Source organism: Nocardioides sp. SYSU D00038 (assembly GCF_016924665.1).
Lineage (GTDB): Bacteria > Actinomycetota > Actinomycetes > Propionibacteriales > Nocardioidaceae > Nocardioides.
On sequence record NZ_JAFFJT010000026.1, the window covers coordinates 157250 to 175328 of the forward strand.

The 18079-nt window shown below is 72.2% G+C and carries 17 protein-coding genes; 2 read left to right on the forward strand and 15 right to left on the reverse strand.

Annotation, left to right across the window (positions count from 1 at the left end; genetic code table 11):
- Nucleotide 1: 1 nt before the first annotated feature.
- From efeO to JT721_RS16355, 9 genes are all read right to left on the reverse strand, one after another.
- A complete protein-coding gene (gene efeO / locus JT721_RS16315; protein ID WP_205474312.1) occupies nt 2–1171 on the reverse strand; it encodes an iron uptake system protein EfeO in 1170 nt (389 codons plus the stop codon).
- Between the two features lie 23 nt (nt 1172–1194).
- Nucleotides 1195–2064 carry an iron uptake transporter permease EfeU gene (gene efeU, locus JT721_RS16320; RefSeq protein ID WP_205474313.1) on the reverse strand — a complete coding sequence of 290 codons (870 nt, stop codon included), beginning with the start codon at nt 2062–2064 and terminating at the stop codon, nt 1195–1197.
- A gap of 179 nt (nt 2065–2243) precedes the next feature.
- A complete protein-coding gene (locus JT721_RS16325) occupies nt 2244–2951 on the reverse strand; it encodes a DsbA family oxidoreductase (protein WP_205474314.1) in 708 nt (235 codons plus the stop codon).
- A gap of 229 nt (nt 2952–3180) precedes the next feature.
- Complete coding sequence (gene ilvC, locus JT721_RS16330; RefSeq protein WP_307828098.1) at nt 3181–4209, reverse strand: ketol-acid reductoisomerase; 1029 nt, start codon at nt 4207–4209, stop codon at nt 3181–3183.
- Nucleotides 4210–4263: 54 nt separating this feature from the next.
- A complete protein-coding gene (ilvN, locus tag JT721_RS16335; protein WP_205474315.1) occupies nt 4264–4806 on the reverse strand; it encodes an acetolactate synthase small subunit in 543 nt (180 codons plus the stop codon).
- Between the two features lie 2 nt (nt 4807–4808).
- Nucleotides 4809–6548, reverse strand: a complete 1740-nt coding sequence (locus JT721_RS16340) for an acetolactate synthase large subunit (RefSeq protein WP_205474316.1) — start codon at nt 6546–6548, stop codon at nt 4809–4811.
- A gap of 410 nt (nt 6549–6958) precedes the next feature.
- A complete protein-coding gene (locus JT721_RS21835) occupies nt 6959–7783 on the reverse strand; it encodes a 4a-hydroxytetrahydrobiopterin dehydratase (RefSeq protein WP_205474317.1) in 825 nt (274 codons plus the stop codon).
- Entirely contained in the window at nt 7780–8196 is a 417-nt protein-coding gene (locus tag JT721_RS16350) for a VOC family protein (protein ID WP_205474318.1), read from the reverse strand. The genes JT721_RS21835 and JT721_RS16350 overlap by 4 nt, the downstream gene beginning before the upstream one ends.
- Before the next feature lie 110 nt (nt 8197–8306).
- Entirely contained in the window at nt 8307–8942 is a 636-nt protein-coding gene (locus JT721_RS16355; protein ID WP_307828100.1) for a GNAT family protein, read from the reverse strand.
- A gap of 102 nt (nt 8943–9044) precedes the next feature.
- On the opposite strand from JT721_RS16355, the gene JT721_RS16360 reads away from it, so the two are divergent.
- Nucleotides 9045–9734: a Pr6Pr family membrane protein gene (locus tag JT721_RS16360; protein ID WP_205474319.1), complete on the forward strand. Its 690-nt coding sequence runs from the start codon at nt 9045–9047 to the stop codon at nt 9732–9734.
- Nucleotides 9735–9763: 29 nt separating this feature from the next.
- Here the strand turns inward: JT721_RS16360 and JT721_RS16365 are convergent, their stop codons facing one another.
- The 6 genes from JT721_RS16365 to JT721_RS16390 form a co-directional block, all read right to left on the reverse strand.
- Nucleotides 9764–10108, reverse strand: coding sequence for a UBP-type zinc finger domain-containing protein (locus JT721_RS16365; RefSeq protein WP_205474320.1), 345 nt, complete (start codon nt 10106–10108; stop codon nt 9764–9766).
- A gap of 19 nt (nt 10109–10127) precedes the next feature.
- Nucleotides 10128–11348: an aminotransferase class V-fold PLP-dependent enzyme gene (locus JT721_RS16370; protein WP_205474321.1), complete on the reverse strand. Its 1221-nt coding sequence runs from the start codon at nt 11346–11348 to the stop codon at nt 10128–10130.
- Nucleotides 11349–11527: 179 nt separating this feature from the next.
- Nucleotides 11528–12439 carry an endonuclease domain-containing protein gene (locus tag JT721_RS16375; RefSeq protein ID WP_205474322.1) on the reverse strand — a complete coding sequence of 304 codons (912 nt, stop codon included), beginning with the start codon at nt 12437–12439 and terminating at the stop codon, nt 11528–11530.
- A 256-nt stretch (nt 12440–12695) separates the two neighbouring features.
- A complete protein-coding gene (locus tag JT721_RS16380) occupies nt 12696–13736 on the reverse strand; it encodes a hypothetical protein (RefSeq protein ID WP_205474323.1) in 1041 nt (346 codons plus the stop codon).
- Between the two features lie 11 nt (nt 13737–13747).
- The gene (gene ilvD / locus JT721_RS16385; RefSeq protein ID WP_205474324.1) at nt 13748–15439 is read right to left on the reverse strand and encodes a dihydroxy-acid dehydratase; all 1692 of its coding nucleotides are present in this window, start codon (nt 15437–15439) and stop codon (nt 13748–13750) included.
- A gap of 88 nt (nt 15440–15527) precedes the next feature.
- Nucleotides 15528–16616 (reverse strand): sialidase family protein, encoded by a 1089-nt coding sequence (locus tag JT721_RS16390; protein ID WP_205474325.1) that lies wholly within the window; start codon nt 16614–16616, stop codon nt 15528–15530.
- Nucleotides 16617–16658: 42 nt separating this feature from the next.
- Between JT721_RS16390 and JT721_RS16395 the strand changes: the two genes are divergently transcribed.
- Nucleotides 16659–17528, forward strand: coding sequence for a DMT family transporter (locus JT721_RS16395; protein WP_205474326.1), 870 nt, complete (start codon nt 16659–16661; stop codon nt 17526–17528).
- Nucleotides 17529–18079 lie beyond the last annotated feature (551 nt).

Below are 18079 nucleotides of genomic sequence, written 5' to 3' on the forward strand. Positions count from 1 at the left end.
GTCAGGACAGTACCGCCGCGGTCAGGCGCGACAGCGGCTCGGAGAGGGCGTTGACAGCGTCGGAGAGCGCCTTCACCTCGTCGGGGGTCAGCTCGTCGTAGTAGACGAAGCCGGTGCCGTCGCGGTGGGAGTCGAGCAGCTCCTGCAGCTCCGCGAAGCGGGCGTCGAGCTGGTCGGCCAGCGCGGCGTCCTTGCCGGCGACGATCGGCCGGACGCCCTCGTAGGCGACCCGGGCACCGTCGACGTTGGCCTGGAAGTCCCACAGGTCGGTGCGCGACCAGTACTCCTCCTCGCCGGTGACCTTGCCGGTGGCGACCTCCTCGAGCAGGCCGCGCGAGCCGTTGGCGATCTGGTCGACGGTGAAGGTGAGCTCCTGGATCCGCTCGTCGAGGGTGCGGGTGTTGGCGAGCAGGTCGTCGGCGTACGTCGCGCGCTCGGCCGGGGTCAGGGCCGTGTAGCCCTCGGCACGTGCCGGCCACAGGTCCTTCTCGATGCGGTGCCACCCGGTCCACTCCTGGCCGGGCTCGAGGTCGGCCTCGCGGGCGTCCATCTTCGGGTCGAGGTCGCCGAACGACTCCGCCACGGTCTCGATCCGCTCCCAGTGGGTGCGGGCCACGGCGTAGAGGTCGCGGGCCGCGTCGTCGTCGCCCGTCTTGTAGAGCTCGACGAAGTCGGTGGTCTTCACCAGCAGCTGGTCGGACTGGTCCTGCACGTAGGCGGCGTAGTTGGCCAGCGCCTGGTCGACGAGCTCCTGGTCGTCGGCGTCGACCTCGGGCTCCGCGTCCGACCCGGTGACGGTGAACGGCGCCCGGATACCGTCGCCCTTCATCCCGGGCTTGCAGGCGGTGAAGTAGTCGCCCGCCGGAGCGTTGACGACCAGCTCGCGGTTGAGGTTCGGGCCGATGTTCTCGACCTCGGCCACGATCCGCAGCCCGTCCTCGCCCAGCAGGTAGAACTCGGTCACCTGCGAGCCGGTGTTGGTGACGTCGAAGGTGAGGGTGCCGGCCGGCGCCTCGCCCGCCGAGACGTCGCAGGCGTCGTCGGAGGAGGCCACGGTGAGGGCCCGGGCGTCGCCGTCCTCGCCTGCGGGGCGGTCGGTGCTCTCGGTGCCGCAGGCCACGAGCGCGGGCACGGCGAGGGCGAGCGCGGCGAGGTGGAGGGACGTGCGCATGGTGAGGTCTTCCTTCGAGTGGGTCAGCGCGCGGCCGGCTCGGGCGCCGGTCGCGCGGTCGTGGGGCGTCGCCGGATCGACCGGGCGAAGAGGAGCGAGACGGGGACGACGTAGAGCACCCAGACCAGGGCCTCGAGCCTCGTCGTGCGGGGCGAGAAGTTCAGCACGCCCTTGAGCAGGGTGCCGTACCAGCTGTTGGGGTCGATGACGTCCTCGACGTTCCACGCCAGCGAGTGCAGGCCCGGGAGGAACTGCGCCTCCTGCAGGTCGTGGACGCCGTAGGCGAGCACACCGGCCGCCACCACGATCAGGAAGGCGCCGGTCCAGGTGAAGAACCGGGTGAGGTTGATGGAGATCGCGCCGCGGTAGACGAGGTATCCCAGGGCGACGGCGGTCAGGATGCCGAGCGCGCCCGCCACCAGCGCCTCCGAGGACTGCACCTGGCCGGGCGCGAGGTCGCGACCGATCGCGGCGCGGGTGTTGGTCCACATGATCAGCGCGGTCTCGAGGCCCTCGCGGCCGACCGCGAGGAACGCGACCAGCACCAGCGACCAGGCCCGGCCGTCGGCGGCGTCGTCGACGCGGCCGCGCAGCTCGGTGCCGATGGTCCTCGCCGCGCCGGCCATCCAGAAGATCATCCAGGTGACGAACCCGACCGCGACGATCGAGAGCACGCCGCCGATGAGCTCCTGGGTCTCGAAGGTGAACTGCCGCGACTGCAGCCCCAGCGCCAGCGTGACCGCGACGCTGAGCAGCACCGCCAGCCCCACCCCGGTCCACACCCTCGGCAGCAGGTGGCGCCGGTCGGACTTCACGAGGTAGGCCACCAGGATGCTGACGACCAACGCGGCCTCGAGGCCCTCGCGGAGGCCGATCAGGTAGTTCGCCAGCACGAACGGCGACTGTACGCCTGTTGGTTAGGTGAACCTAACCCGTGGGTGGTGTCGGATGGGTCACAGCCGGTCGGTCGGGCGGGGAATCCCCGGTCGACCGGGGATTCGCGGTGTTGTCGGGCATTGCCATGCCCGACAACGAGGAGGAACGCCCGACAACATCGGGCCCCCCGGCACGGTCAGATGGCGCAGCCGTCGGGGCCGCAGGCCTCACCGCCGCTGCCGATCACGTCGAGCTGCGGGTGCGCCGCCGCCCACGCCTGCTCCAGCGCCTGCCCGAACAGGGCGGCCGGCTGGGCACCGGAGACGGCGTACTTGCCGTCGAGCACGAAGAACGGCACCCCGCCGATGCCGAGGGTCCGGGCGCGGTGGATGTCGCGGCCCACCGCGTCGCCGTACTCCTCCGACGCCAGCACCGCGTCGACGCGCTCGCCGTCGAGCCCCGCCGAGACCGCCACGGCGCGCAGCACCGCGTGGTCGCCGACGTCCTCGGCCCACTCGAAGTACGCCGAGAGCAGCGCCTCCTTGAGCTCGCGCTGCTGCGCGGCTCCGCCCTCGTCGAGCGCGAGGTGGAGCAGCCGGTGGGCGTCGACGGTGTTGGTGTGCACGGTCTCGAAGAGCCGGAACGCCAGGCCCTCCTGGGCGGCCAGGTCGACGAGCTGCTGCTGCATGTCGCGCATCTCGTCCTCGCTGCGCCCGTACTTCTGCGCGATCACCGACGTGCTGAGCTCGTGGCCGTGCCGCGGGGCGCTCGGATCGAGCTCGAAGGACCGGTAGACCACCTCGACCTCGTCGCGGTGCTCGAACCCCGCGAGGGCCGTCTCCAGCCGCCGCTTCCCGACGTAGCACCACGGGCAGACGACGTCGGACCAGATCTCGATGCGCATGTCCGGGCAACACCGGACCCCGGTCCGCTTGTTCCGCCCCAGGAACGCGGTGCACCCGTTCAGGTCCGGTGTTGACGGGCACTTCTCGGTGTTGTCGGGCATTGCCATGCCGACAACACTCCGAATCCCCGGTCGGCCGGGGATTCACGACCCCCCACGACCCCTCACGACCACGACGACCCGCCACCGACCATGTCGGGGCGGGCCGTCGTACGACGATCGGGTGGCGTCAGCGGGCGGCCGTGCCCTCGACGTAGTCGGAGTCGTGCGACTTCACCCAGGCCATCAGCTTGCGCAGCTCGCGGCCGGTCTTCTCGATCGGGTGCGACTCGCCCTGCTGACGGAACTTGGTGAACTCCGGCGAACCGTTGTCCATGTCGGTGATGAACCGCTCGGCGAACGAGCCGTTCTTGATGTCCTCGAGGACGCCCTGCATGTTCTCCTTCACGCGCGGGTCGATCACCCGGGGGCCGGAGACGTAGTCGCCGAACTCGGCGGTGTCGGAGACCGACCAGCGCTGCTTGGCGATGCCGCCCTCGTACATGAGGTCGACGATCAGCTTCAGCTCGTGGAGGCACTCGAAGTACGCGACCTCGGGCTGGTAGCCGGCCTCGGTGAGGACCTCGAAGCCGTACTGCACCAGCTGCGAGGCGCCGCCGCAGAGCACGGCCTGCTCGCCGAACAGGTCGGTCTCGGTCTCCTCGGTGAAGGTGGTCTTGATGCCGCCGGCGCGCAGGCCGCCGATGCCCTTGGCGTACGACAGCGCGAGCGCCCAGGCGCCACCCGAGGCGTCCTGCTCGACGGCGACGAGCACGGGGACGCCGCGGCCGTCGACGTACTCGCGGCGGACCAGGTGGCCGGGGCCCTTGGGGGCGACCATGAAGACGTCGACGTCCTCGGGCGGGGTGATGTAGCCGAACCGGATGTTGAACCCGTGGCCGAAGACCAGGGTGTCACCGGCCTTGAGCTGGGGCGCGATCTCCTCGGCGTAGAGCTTCCGCTGGTGCTGGTCCGGCGCGAGGATCACGATCACGTCGGCCTCGGCGGCGGCGTCGGCCGGGGTGAGCACGCGCAGCCCCTCGGCCTCGGCCTTGGGGGTCGACTTCGAGCCCGGCTGGAGGCCGATGCGGACGTCGACGCCCGAGTCCCGCAGCGACAGCGAGTGGGCGTGGCCCTGGCTGCCGTAGCCGATCACCGCGACCTTCTTGCCCTGGATCAGGCTCAGGTCGGCGTCGTCGTCGTAGAACATCTCAGCCACGGGGGCTTCTCCTTCTGGTGGTTTTCTCTGTGGGGATCGTGGTTCGGGGGCCGGTCAGACCGCGGCCGGGGGCGCCGGCACGGCGACCGGGCGCAGGTTGCGCTCGGAGATCGAGCGCGCGCCCCGGCCGATGGCGACCATGCCCGACTGCACGAGCTCGCGGACGCCGAACGGCTCCACGACGCGCAGGAAGTCGGCGATCTTGCCGGCGTTGCCGGTGATCTGCACGGTGACGGCGTCCGGGGCGACGTCGACGACCTTGGCGCGGAACAGCTGCACGGTGTCGAGCACCTGGCCGCGGGTCTCGGCGGTGGCGGCGATCTTGACCATCACCAGCTCGCGGTGCACCGACGCGGTCGGCTCGAGCTCGACGATCTTGATCACCTCGACCAGCTTGTTGAGCTGCTTGGTGACCTGCTCCAGCGGCGAGCCCTCGACGTTGACCACGATGGTCATCCGCGAGACCTCGGGGTGCTCGGTCGGGCCGACGGCGAGCGAGTCGATGTTGAAGCCGCGGCGGCTGAACAGGCCCGCGATCCGGGCCAGGACGCCGGGCTTGTCCTCGACGAGGACGGACAGGGTGTGCTTGTCGCTCATGTCTACAGGTCGTCCTCGTCGAACTGGGGCGCGAGGTCACGCGCGTACTTGATGTCGTCGTTGCTGGTGCCGGCGGCGACCATGGGCCACACCATCGCGTCGCGGTGCACCCGGAAGTCGACCACGACCGGCACGTCGTTGATCGCCATCGCCTTCTCGATCGTGCTGTCCACGTCGTCGGGCGAGTCGCAGGCCAGGCCCACGCAGCCGTAGGCGTCAGCGAGCTTGACGAAGTCGGGGATCCGCTTGGAGTGCAGGTCGGTGTTGGAGTAGCGCTCGTTGTAGAAGAGCGTCTGCCACTGCCGCACCATGCCGAGCGACTCGTTGTTGATGATCGCGACCTTGATCGGGATGTCGTTGATCGCGCAGGTGGCCAGCTCCTGGTTGGTCATCTGGAAGCAGCCGTCGCCGTCGACGGCCCACACGGTGGTGTCGGGCATGCCCACCTTGGCGCCCATCGCGGCCGGCACGGCGAACCCCATCGTGCCGAGGCCACCGGAGTTGAGCCAGGTGCGCGGCTTCTCGTAGCTGACGAACTGCGCGGCCCACATCTGGTGCTGGCCGACGCCGGCGGCGTAGATCGCGTCGGGGCCGGCGATGTCGCCGAGCCGCTCGATCACGTACTGCGGCGAGAGGCCCTCGACCGGCTTGTCGTAGCCGAGCGGGTACTTGCCCTTGACGCCGGACAGGAACGCCACCCAGCCCTCGTAGTCGCCCTGGCGGCCGGCCTCGGCCTCGGCGCGCAGCGCGACGAGCAGGTCGCCGAGCACCTCGCGCACGTCGCCGACGATCGGGACGTCGGCGTGCCGGTTCTTGCCGATCTCGGCGGGGTCGATGTCGGCGTGGATCACCTTGGCGCCGGGGGCGAAGGAGTCGAGGTTGCCGGTGACCCGGTCGTCGAAGCGGGCGCCGAGGCTGATGATCAGGTCGCTCTTCTGCAGGCCGGCCACCGCGGCGACCGTGCCGTGCATGCCCGGCATGCCGAGGTGCTGCGGGTGGCTGTCAGGGAACGCGCCGCGGGCCATCAGGGTGGTGACGACCGGGATGCCGGTGAGCTCGGCCAGCAGCCGCAGCTCGGCGTGCGCGTTGGCGCGGATGGTGCCCCCGCCGACGTACAGCACCGGGCGGCGCGACTCCAGGATCAGTCGGGCGGCCTCGCGGATCTGCTTGGAGTGGGGCTTGGTCACCGGTCGGTAGCCGGGCAGGTGGAGCTCGGTGGGCCAGTCGAACGACGTCATCGAGGTGAGCGCCGACTTGGCGACGTCGACGAGCACCGGGCCGGGCCGGCCGGTCGAGGCGATGTAGAACGCCTCGGCGACCGTGCGCGGGATGTCGGCAGGGTCGGTGACGAGGAAGTTGTGCTTGGTGATGGGCATCGTGATGCCCCGGATGTCGGCCTCCTGGAAGGCGTCGGTGCCGATCAGCGAGGAGCCGACCTGGCCGGTGACCGCCACCATCGGCACCGAGTCCATGTGGGCGTCGGCGATGGGGGTGACCAGGTTGGTCGCGCCCGGGCCCGAGGTCGCCATGCAGACGCCGACCTTGCCGGACGCCGTGGCGTAGCCCTGCGCGGCGTGGCCGGCGCCCTGCTCGTGGCGCACGAGCACGTGCCGGATGGAGGAGTCCATGAGCGGGTCGTACGCCGGGAGGATCGCGCCTCCCGGGATGCCGAAGATGTCCTCGACACCCGCTGCCTCCAGCGACCTGACCAGGCTCTGCGCCCCGGTGATCTGCTCGCTCATCCTTCTGCTTCCCTGTCCTGCCCTTCGCGGGCCGTCCGTGGTGTCCTGTGCATGAAAAAACCCCTCAGTTGCGTGGGCAACGAGGGGCGACGCGTCGGCTGTCTGACGATCAGCTGGCGCGTCCCATGCGTACGAGGAGGTCGAAGTGCATGCGACCACGGTAGCCGCCGGGGCGTCGTCCCGTCACCACAGTGTGACTGGCGTCCCACCATACGGGATCGGCGTCCCATCATGTGGCGGGTTCGGGGTGGCGGCTCCGGCTAGTCCCGGACGAAGTGGTCGGGTCGCGGGCCGGTGGAGCGACCACATCGTCCGGGACTACCGCGGTGGGCGGGTGCACGAATCACGCAAAGGCGCGGTTCGCACCGGGTGACGGGGGCTCCGGCGCACCAACCACGCAAAGGCGCCGTTCAGGCGAAGCCCCGCCCCAGCCAGGTGGTGATGCAGGCCTGGTTGCCCTGCGGATCGGCCAGCACCCAGAACCGGGGTGCCCGGGCGTCGCTGACCAGGGTGCCGCCAGCGGCGAGGGCGTCGCGGATCCGGCCCTCGGCCTGCTCGGGCGGCACCCGTACGTCGAGGTGCCAGCGCTGCGGCACCGTAGCCCCTCCCCCGTCGGCGTCGGCGCCGACCGGTCGCTCGGTGGGCTGGAACCAGATGGTCGGCAGCCGCCCGGTGGGGTCGGTGAGCTCGTCGTCGCCCGAGTCGGAGTCGGCGAGGCCGAGCAGCGCCTTCCAGAACGGCTTGACCTCCGCGTGGTCCCACGTGTCGAGCGCGAGCTCGAGCACGCTCAGCTCCTCGGTCGCGCCCTTCGCACCGAGCCGTCCGGCGGCGTCGGAGATCTCGCGGGCCAGCCGGATGTCGCGCATGGTGATGCCGCGCACGTCGTGGGAGACCAGGCGTACGTCGAGGTGCCGGTAGCGCAGGTCGAGGTCGGGGTGGTGGTCGGCCGCCTCGGCGAGCGCGCCGACGTCGTTGGCCAGCCGGAGGCCGGTGGCGAAGTCGCCGGTCACGAAGCGGGCCTGCAGGGTGCCGAGGAGCGGGCGCCAGTCGTCGAGGAGCTCGGCCTCGATGGCGTGCCCGTCGAGCGGGGTCCGGTCGTCCGGCTGCGGATGGTCCGGCTGGGGCTGGTCCGACTGCCGCTGGTCCGACCCCTCCTGGTCCGACTGCGGCTGGTCCGACCCCTCCTGGTCCGGCTGCTCCTGGTCCGGCTGCTCCTGCTCGGGCTCGCTGCTCACGGCAGCACCTCCTGTCCGATCGGTCCGGGGTTGAACGCGACCTCCCACCGGTACCCGTCGGGGTCGCCGAAGTATCCGGTGTAGCCGCCCCACGCGCGCTCCTCGGCCTCGTGCACCGGGTCGGCACCGGCGGCCCGCGCGGTGGCCAGCACGGCGTCGACCTCGGCCCGGGTGGCGACGTTGTGGGCGATCGTGAAGGGCGCCACGCCCTCGCCGGTCGCGATGGTGCCGACCTCGGCCTCGAAGTGCCCGCGGTCCCACAGCGACAGCACCAGCCGCTCGCCCGCCTTGATCATCACGACGTCCCCCTCGACCTCCACGCTGGCGTGCCAGCCGAGGCCGTCGAGGTAGAAGCGTCTGCTCGCCGCCAGGTCGCGCACGGCCAGGGTCAGGAAGCTGATGCGTTGGTCCATCCCGCCAGCCTTCCAGACCGGTGCTCGGTGGGCCCGGCCGCTGGATCGGGCCGCTGGATCGGGTGGCTGAATCGACCAGAACCACGCAATTGCGTGGATCTGGCAGTTTCCTAGCCCGCGCCCACCGACCCGGTCAGTGCGGAGAGCGCGGTCCGCTGCCGTCCGTCGGCGTCGAAGTTCGCCGGGTCGAGCCAGCGCTCGTGGGCGGCGCGCACCGAGGGCCACTCGGCGTCGGTGACGCTGAACCAGTCGGTGTCGCGGTTGCGGCCCTTGGTCACCATGCGGTGGCGGAACCGGCCCTCGTAGGTGAAGCCCAACCGCAGCGCCGCGCGCCGCGACGGCTCGTTGAGGCTGTCGCACTTCCACTCGAAGCGGCGGTAGCCGAGGTCGTCGAGGGCGTGGCGCATGGCGAGGTGGACCGCCTCGGTGGCGGCCCGGGTGCGCTGCAGGCTGCGCGCGTAGAGGACGCCCGCGATCTCCACCTGTCCCGTCGTCTCGTCGATCCGCATCAGGCAGGCGAGGCCCCGGGCGCCCTCCCCCGCCGGCACCAGGGCGAAGCTGACCCAGTCGGTGGTGGCGAGGTGGTCCTCGACCAGACCGACCATCGCGGGTACGTCGGCGGGCGGCTCGGTGGGGCGGTAGGTCCACAGCGGCCGGTCGCCCGGTCCGCACAGGCTGGCGTGGAGCTCGGGGGCGTGGTCGACGGTGAGGGGCTCGAGCGCGACGTACCGCCCCTCGAGCCGCACCGCCTCGGGCCGCCGGCGCGGCGTCCACGGGGCTCGACCGGGTCGCCGACGGGCTGGCCGTACTCGTTCACCTCGGGCACCCCGTCACCCTAGGGTCGGGGCGTGACCCGAGCACGCGCCTTCCACGGCCTCACCGCGGTGGTGGCGGTCGCGGGCCTGGTCCTCCAGCTGATGCTGGTGCTCCAGGGCGGGCGGGTGCTCGACGAGGTGCGGCCGCCCGCGACCGGTCAGCGGGTCTACCGGTTCTTCGCCTACTTCACCGTGCAGAGCAACCTGCTCGTGGCATGGGCTGCGGCGACCTTGTGGCTCGACCCCGGCCGCGACGGCCCCCGCTGGCGGGTGCTGCGGCTGGCCGGCACCGCGGGGATCACCGTCACCGCCGTCGTCCACTTCGTGCTCCTGCGACCGCTGCTCGACCTGCACGGCTGGGACCGGGTTGCCGACACGGTGCTCCACCTGGTGGTGCCGACCCTCGCAGTGCTCGGCTGGGTGCTCTTTGGGCCGCGGCCGCGCGTCGACCTGCGCACCCTCGGCGGCGCACTGCTCCACCCACTGGTCTGGGTCGTGTGGACGATGGCCTTCGGCGCCGTCGACGGGTGGTACCCCTACCCGTTCCTCGACCCCGACCAGGAGGGCTGGACGGCGGTGGTGGTCGCCCTGCTCGCGATCACCGCCTTCGTCGTGGGGGTGCTGGCGGCGTACCGGTGGCTGGACGGCCGGCTGCGCCCTGCCGGGGTAGTCACGGACGTTCGGCAGGGCCGGACGGCGGATCCGCCTGCCGAACGTCCGTGACTATCCCGATCGGGCAGCCGGGCGGAGGCTCAGTCGTGGATGAGCTGCTCCCAGTCGGCGGGGACCCGGCCGGCGGGGCCGGGGACGGGCTGGTCGGCGGGGCGGGAGGTGGGCGGGGCCAGGGCAGGGCCGAGGACGCCGACCTCGCGGGAGTAGTCCCAGAACCAGTCCTCGCCGGGCTCGAAGCTCTGCACCACCGGGTGCCCCGTCTCGCGGAAGTGGGCGGTGGCGTGCTGGCCGGGCGAGGTGTCGCAGCAGCCGACGTGACCGCACTGCGCACACCGGCGCAGGTGCACCCAGAAGCCGCCGGCCTCGTCGCAGTCGACGCAGCCGGAGCCGCTGGGCGGGACGTCGGGGTCGATGCCGGTGGTCATGGCGCCAGTCTGGCGCGCCTCAGGCCACGGCGTCGAGCGCCTCGCGCACCTGCGTGATCCCGTCGCGCACCTCGGTGAACGACGTCGACAGCGGCGACAGCCCGAGGCGCAACCCGTCGGGGTGGCGGAAGTCGGGGATCACGTCGCGCTCCCAGAGCCGGGCCGTGACCGCCTGCATGGCCGGGTGGTCGAGGGTGACGTGGCCGCCGCGCCGCTCGGGGTCGCGGGGCGACGCCAGCCGGACCTCGGGGAGCAGCGCGTCGGCCAGGTCGACGGCGTACGACGTCAGCGCGACCGACTTGGCGCGGACGGCGTCGATGCCGGCCTCGTCGAGGAGCGTGACCATGTCGCGCATCGCCAGCATCCCGACCACCGGCGGGGTGCCGGACAGGAAGGCCCGGACCCCGCTCGCGGGCTCGAACCCGGGCCCCATCGCGAACGGCTCGGCGTGCCCCATCCAGCCCTGCACCGGTTGTCTGAGCCCACCCTGGTGCCTCGCGGCGACGTAGCAGAACGCCGGGGAGCCGGGTCCGCCGTTGAGGTACTTGTAGGTGCAGCCCACCGCCAGGTCGACGCCCCACTCGTCGAGCCGCACCGGCACCGCACCGACGGAGTGGCACTCGTCGCTGAGCAGCAGCGCGCCGGCGGCGTGCGCGACGTCGACGAGGGCGGGGAGGTCGGCGCGGAACGCGGAGCGGTAGGCGACGTGGCTGACCAGCACGACCGCGGTCCGCTCGTCCACCACGGTGGCGAGGAGGTCTGGGGTGATGCCCCCGTCGTGCGGCACGTCGAGCCATCGGACGGTGAGCCCGCACTCACGCGCGACGCCCTCGGCGACGTAGCGATCCGTGGGGAAGTTGTCGCGGTCGACGACGATGTCGCTGCGGCCGGGCCGCGCGGCGACCGCTGCCCGGAGCAGCTTGTAGAGCAGGACGGTGGTCGAGTCGCCGATCGCCGTCTGCCCGGGCGCGGCCCCGAGCACGACCCGGCCCAGCTCGTCGCCGAGGGTCAGCGGCAGGTCGAGCCATCCCTCGTCCCAGCCCCGGATCAGCCGACCGCCCCACTCCTCGTCGACGAACCGCCCGATCCGCTCGCCGGTCCCCCGCAGCGGCCGGCCGAGCGAGTTGCCGTCGAAGTACACGAGTGGGCTGTCGGCCCCCACGAACCGGTCGCGGTACGCCGCCAGCGGGTCGGTCGCGTCGAGGTCGGCCGGGTCGGCTGGGGTCGGGTGGTCGGTCACCGGGTGAGGCTAGCCCGGCGGTGGGGTGGGCGAATCGACCAGAACCACGCGATTGACGAGTTGCGGTCGTAACTGCCGGGGCCGGAGGTGCCACAACTCCTCGATCGCGGAGTTCCGGTCGACTCAGCCGGCGCCAAACGACCAGAACCACTCGATTGCATAGTTGTGGTCGGACCGGCTCAGACCAGGACGTGCTGCCGCCAGGCGTCGTCCACATCCGGCACGGCCGGCCAGCCGCGCCGCACTAGTGCCTCCCGAACGCGTTCGATCGTCAGCTCGGGCGTTGTGAAGTACCCGTCCGCCGTCACCACGACGAACTCGTACCCCTCCTCCGTGAGCTCGGCTCGCCGCGCCAGGTCCTCATCGCGCCGAGACTCGTGGTGGCGCCCGTCGTACTCGACGACGAGCTTCACCTCCGGGTAGCAGAGGTCCAGCCGGAACCGCCAAGCGCCGTCCTCGAAGCGCAGGATGACGTTGACCTTCGGCTCGGGCAGTCCGGCAAGCACGATCAGGAGTCGGATGCGGGATTCCATCGGCGAGTCGACACCGGCGCGGACCAACAGCGCGGCGACCAGGGCCGCGCCCGCGTAGTAGGCCGTGCTCCTCTCGCAGGCAGCGACCAGCGCGCTCGGGGCCATCCGAAACCGCTTCACCAACGCGTCACCGAGCACAACCATGTCGATCAGCCCGAGCGATCCAGCCAGGTCGATGAACGTCTCCACCGGGTCGGTGACCCGGAGGCCCTGGACGGTTGTCACCCGGCGCTGGCGTTGCGTGACGTGCGACTTGATCAAGGGATGGGGACGTCGGTCGGCCTCGTCGAAGACCAGGATGTGCTCGAAGGCGTGCTCCGGCACCGGTAGCCCGTGCAGGCGCGCGGCGCTGAACCGGCATGCGACCGCACTTTCGGGGTGCAGCATGAGCGCGGCCCGGATCCGGTTCGTCTGGCACACCGCGTCTTCGTGGGCCCAGATGCCGCGGAAGAGCTGTCGGAACTCCCGGCGCCGCAGCACCGCGACGCTCACCCCGGCGCGCTTCAGGTCATCGCGGGTGAACGGCGTCCCGAGGTCGAAGTCGTTCGGCAGCTGCATCCGGGGCCTCATCCATCGAGGGTCGGGCGCTTGTGCTGGTGCCGGCTCGGTCAGCTGCTCCGCCTGTGAGTGAGTCTCGACCGGGGGCCACGTGTGGACGACAAGTGGCGCGTGGCCAATTCACCAGAACGGCTCAATCGCGTAGTTCTGGTCGATTGCCGGCAACCCGAACGACCAGAACCTCGCGATCGAGCGATTCCGGTAGGTTGCGGCCCGACCAATCGACCACAACTCGTCAATCGCGTAGTTGCGGCACTTACTGGAAGCTCACGAACCGCACCCGAGGACGGACGGCGTGCACGGCACGGGCACCCATCCGGCGCACGTCCTCGTCGTAGAACAGCTTGAACCCCATCCGGAACGTCGCGGGGTGGGCGACGGCGCGGTAGGTGTCGAGCTTCTGGCCCGGCGTGCCGAAGCCGTCGACGTGCTGGACGAGGGCGAGGCCGGGGCGGCGGACGATCCGGTCGATGCCGGAGATCATCGAGGTGCGGAACTGGTGCAGCACGAGCAGCTTCTCCGGCAGGTCGTGCCGCGCGACCAGCCCGGACAGCCAGGCCGAGACCCGGTTGACCTCGGTGTGGGTCACCGACCCGATCCGCTGCCCGGGAACTCCGTGCCGGCCCATCCGCCACTCCGGGTCGAGCGCGAGGCCGACGTAGGGGTCGCGCAGCGCCCACTCCCACCGCTTCGCCACCGCCAGGAACCCGGCCCGCCCGGGCTGCACGTCGAGCAGCAGCAGCGCGCCGTGCCGGTGCGCGGCCCGGATGTAGCGGCGCACGTCGGCGCGCGCGATGTCGTGGTTGAAGTCGCGGCCCGGGCCGGGGTGGGGGTCGGCGACGGTGACGATCAGCTCGTAGACCGGCTGCACCGGGCGCCCGGGCCGGGCGAACGGCCGGGCCGCGCGCACCAGTCGGCGGTGCATCCGGTCGGGCGGGTCCTCCCCGAGCACGCCGAGGGCGCCCGTGCGCGCCGAGCCGTAGTAGGCGACCAGGAACCGCTCCCCGCCGAAGACCGTACGCCGGCCGCCCGGAAGCGTGGCCGGCCCGCCCGCAGGCCCCTCCCCGGCGGATCCGGGCGCCGCGCTCGGGTCGGGCGACTCGCCCGGCTCCCCCGCCACCGGCCCGGCCGAGCCGCCGGGGTCGGCCGGCGAGACCCCCGACGCACCGCTCGCCGCCGCACTCCCGGGATCGCCCGTGACGGCGGCGACGCCGAGCAGCAGCGCGAGGAGCAGGCCGGCGACGCCGAGCACCTGCGGGGGCGTCGGCTCCGGCACCGGCAGCGCGGGTCGGGGCACCGGCCGCGCCGTCAGCTGGTGACGGCGCCGTCGGAGGCGGAGCGCACCATCCGGGCGTACTTGCCCAGCACGCCCTTGGTGTACTTCGGCGGGTTCGGGGTCCAGCCCTCGCGGCGGGCCTCGAGCTCCTCGGCCGGCACCTCGACCTCGAGCGAGCGGTTCAGCACGTCGAGCACGATCGGGTCGCCGTCGCGGACGAACGCGATGGGGCCGCCGTCGACCGCCTCGGGCGCCACGTGGCCGACGCACAGGCCGGTCGTGCCGCCCGAGAACCGGCCGTCGGTGAGCAGCAGCACGTCCTTGCCGAGCCCGGCGCCCTTGATCGCGCCGGTGATCGCGAGCATCTCACGCATGCCGGGGCCGCCCTTGGGGCCCTCGTAGCGGATCACCACGACGTCGCCGGCCACGATCCGGCCCTCGGAGAGCGCGTCCATCGCGGCGCGCTCGCCGTCGAAGACCCGGGCGGTGCCGCGGAAGACCGACTCGTCGAAGCCGGCCGACTTCACCACCGCGCCCTCGGGGGCCAGCGACCCCTTGAGGATCGTCAGGCCGCCCGTGCGGTGGATCGGGCGGTCGAGCGAGCGGATGACGTCGTCGTCGAGGTCGGGCGGCGCGAGGTCGGCGAGGTTCTCGGCCATCGTCTTCCCGGTCACGGTCAGCGTGTCGCCGTGCATCAGGCCGGCGTCGAGCAGGGCCTTCATCACCACCGGGATGCCGCCGACCTTGTCGACGTCGTACATCACGTACCTGCCGAACGGCTTGAGGTCGCCCAGGTGGGGCACCTTGTCGCCGATCCGGTTGAAGTCGTCGATGGTCAGGTCGACCTCGGCCTCGCGGGCCATCGCCAGCAGGTGCAGCACGGCGTTGGTCGAGCCGCCGAGAGCCATCACCACGGTGATCGCGTTCTCGAACGCCTCGCGGGTCATGATCTGGCGGGCGGTGATCCCGTGGCGCAGCAGGTTGACCACGGCCTCGCCGGAGCGGTGGGCGAACCCGTCGCGGCGGCGGTCGACCGCCGGCGGCGCGGCCGAGCCGGGCAGCGACATCCCGATCGCCTCGGCGACCGCGGCCATCGTGTTCGCGGTGTACATGCCGCCGCAGGCACCCTCACCCGGGCAGATCGCCCGCTCGACGCGGTCGACCTCCTCGCGGGTGATCTTGCCGGCCAGGCACGCGCCGACCGCCTCGAAGGCGTCGATGATCGTCACGTCGCGGCCGTCGACCTGGCCGGGCATGATCGAACCGGCGTAGAGGAACACGCTGGAGAGGTCGAGCCGGGCGGCGGCCATCATCATGCCCGGCAGCGACTTGTCGCAGCCGGCCAGCAGCACCGAGCCGTCGAGCCGCTCGGCGTTCATCACCGTCTCCACCGAGTCGGCGATCACCTCGCGCGAGACCAGCGAGAAGTGCATGCCCTCGTGGCCCATCGAGATGCCGTCAGAGACCGAGATGGTGCCGAACTCCAGCGGGTAGCCGCCGGCCGCGTGCACGCCGTTTTTGACCGCCTGCGCGAGCCGCTGCAGCGACAGGTTGCACGGCGTGATCTCGTTCCAGCTCGACGCGACGCCGATCTGGGGCTTCACCCAGTCGTCGTCGCCCATGCCGACCGCGCGGAGCATCCCGCGGGCGGCCGCCTTCTCGAGGCCGTCGGTGACGTCGCGCGAACGCGGCTTGATGTCGGGCTGGTCCTGCCGGTCGGTCATGGCCCGAGTCTAGGCGGCGGCGGCCCCCGGGCCGGGGCTGGTCTCAGGTCCGCCTCGCCTCACTCCCGCTTCGTCCCGGACGCGGGGACTACCCGACGGACGCCGCCCGCACCACCATCACGTCGGGCAGCGACGAGACCACCTCGCGCCACGAACCGCCGTCGTCGGTCGAGGCCCAGACCGCGCCGTTGCGCGCTCCGAGGTAGAGGCCGGCCCGCTCGTGGTCGTCGGCACACATCGCGTCGCGCATCACGCCGACGTAGAACAGCTCCGGCAGTCCGTCGCCGCAGCCCTCCCAGGTCTCGCCGGCGTCGCGGGAGCGCCAGACCTGGGCCCGGCCCTCGGGCGGGTAGCGACGGTCGCCGCCGTGGAGCGGGAAGACGTAGATCGTGTCGGGCTGGTGGGGGTGCACGACCACCGGGAAGCCGAAGTCGGCCGGGAGCCCCGCCGCGATCGACGCCCACGAGGCGCCGTGGTCGTCGGAGCGGTAGACGCCGCCGTGGTTCTGGAGGTACAGGCGCTCGGGCCGCGCCGGGTGCCGCGTCACCTTGTGCACGCACTGGCCGAACGCCGGGTACTGCTGACCCTCCGGCAGGAACTCCGCCCGGATCCCCGCGTTGCGCGGCGACCACGAGCCGCCGCCGTCGTCGGTCTGGTAGACCCCGCCGGTCGAGATCGCGACCGTCACCGACGCGGGGTCGGCGGGGTGGGGCAGGATCGTGTGGAAGGCCTGCCCGCCGAACCCCTCGCCCCACTGGGTGCGGTGGGGGTGGTCCCACAGCGCCCGCTCCAGCCTGAAGGTCTCGCCGCGGTCGTCGGAGCGCCAGACCGCGCCCGGCTCGGTGCCGGCCCACACGGTCGCCTCGTCGGTGCCCGGCACCAGCTGCCAGACCCGCTCCACGGAGGCGTCGACGTCGTCGCCGAACCGGAGCCCGCCCGGCGTCTCCTGCCACGACTCCCCCAGGTCGTCCGAACGGCGCACCAAGGGGCCCAGCCAGCTCGACGACGCCCCCGCCAGCAGCCGCGGCGGGCTGGAGCGGGTGTCGACCAGGCAGGAGTAGACCTCCTCCATGTCGAAGTGGGGCCCGGTGAACTCCCACTCGGCTCGCTCCCCGTCGGAGCGCCCCAGCCACAGGCCCTTGCGGGTCCCCACCATCAGCACCGTGCTCGCACCCATCCGGGATCCTCCTGGTCGTCGCGCGTTCCCTAGGGTGACCCGGTGAGCACCCGGAACTCATCGATCGGCTCGCCGGTCGTGCTGGTGCTCGTCGGCATCCTGTCGGTGCAGCTCGGCGCCGGGGTGGCCAAGAGCCTCTTCGACGAGGTCTCCCCCACCACGATCGTCTGGCTCCGGCTCGCGGCCAGCGCCCTGGTGCTGGTGGCGGTCGCCCGGCCCCGGCTGCGCGACCGCAGCCGCGCCGACTGGCTGGTCGTGCTCGGCTTCGGGCTCAGCCTGGGACTGATGAACTGGGCGATCTACCAGTCCTTCGCCCGGATCCCGCTGGGGCTCGCGGTCACCATCGAGTTCGTCGGACCGCTCACGCTCGCGGTGCTCGGCTCCCGGCGCGCCCGCGACCTGGTCTGGGTCGGGCTCGCCGCGATCGGGGTGCTGCTGCTCGGGTTCGAGCGCACCGACCTCGACCCCGCTGGGGTTGCGTTCGCGGTGCTGGCCGGCGCCGCATGGGCGTCGTACATCCTGCTCAGCGCCCAGACCGGCAGCCGCTGGTCGGGCTTCGACGGCCTGACCGTGGCCAGCGTCGTCGCGATGCTGCTGCTCACCCCGGTCACGCTCACGTCGTACGCCGCCGAGCTCACCTCGAGCCACGTCGTGCTGCTTGGCGTGCTGGTCGGGCTGCTGAGCTCGGTGATCCCCTACACCTGCGAGCTGGTGGCGCTGCGCTCGATCCGCCCGGCGACGTTCAGCGTGCTGATGAGCCTCGAGCCCGCCGCCGCCGCCCTCGCCGGCGTCGTCGTGCTCCACGAGCTGCTCACGCCCGTCCAGCTCCTCGCGATGGCCTGCGTCGTCGCCGCCAGCGTCGGCGCCACCCGCTCCCGCGGCGGCGTCCTCGCCGAGCCCGTCCCCGACTGACGCCGTCCCTGCGCTGGTTGAGGTGCGAGCGCCAGCGAGCCTCGAAACCCCCGCACCCGAGGGTCCTCCGTCCCCACCGGACGGCATTCGTCCCACCAGCGCTGGTTGAGGTGCGAGCGCCAGCGAGCCTCGAAACCCCCGCACCCGAACGTCCTCCGTCCCCACCGGAGGGCGTTCGGGTCACCGGGTTTCGAGACAGGCGTTGCACGCCTTCCTCAACCAGCGCGGGTTGAGGAGGGACGAAGTCCCGTCTCGAAACCCCCGCACCCGAACGGCGGCCGTCCCCACCGGAGGCCGTCCGGCGATGGTTGAGGTGCGAGCGCCAGCGAGCCTCGAAACCCCCGCACCCGAACGGCGACCGTCCCCACCGGAGGACGTTCGGGTCACGGGGTTTCGAGACAGGCGTTGCACGCCTTCCTCAACCAGCGCGGGTTGAGGAGGGACGAAGTCCCGTCTCGAGACCCCCGCACCCGAACGGCGGCCGTCCCCACCGGAGGGCGTTCGGGTCACCGGGTCTCGAGGCTCGTCGCCAGGGCTCCTCGCACCTCGAC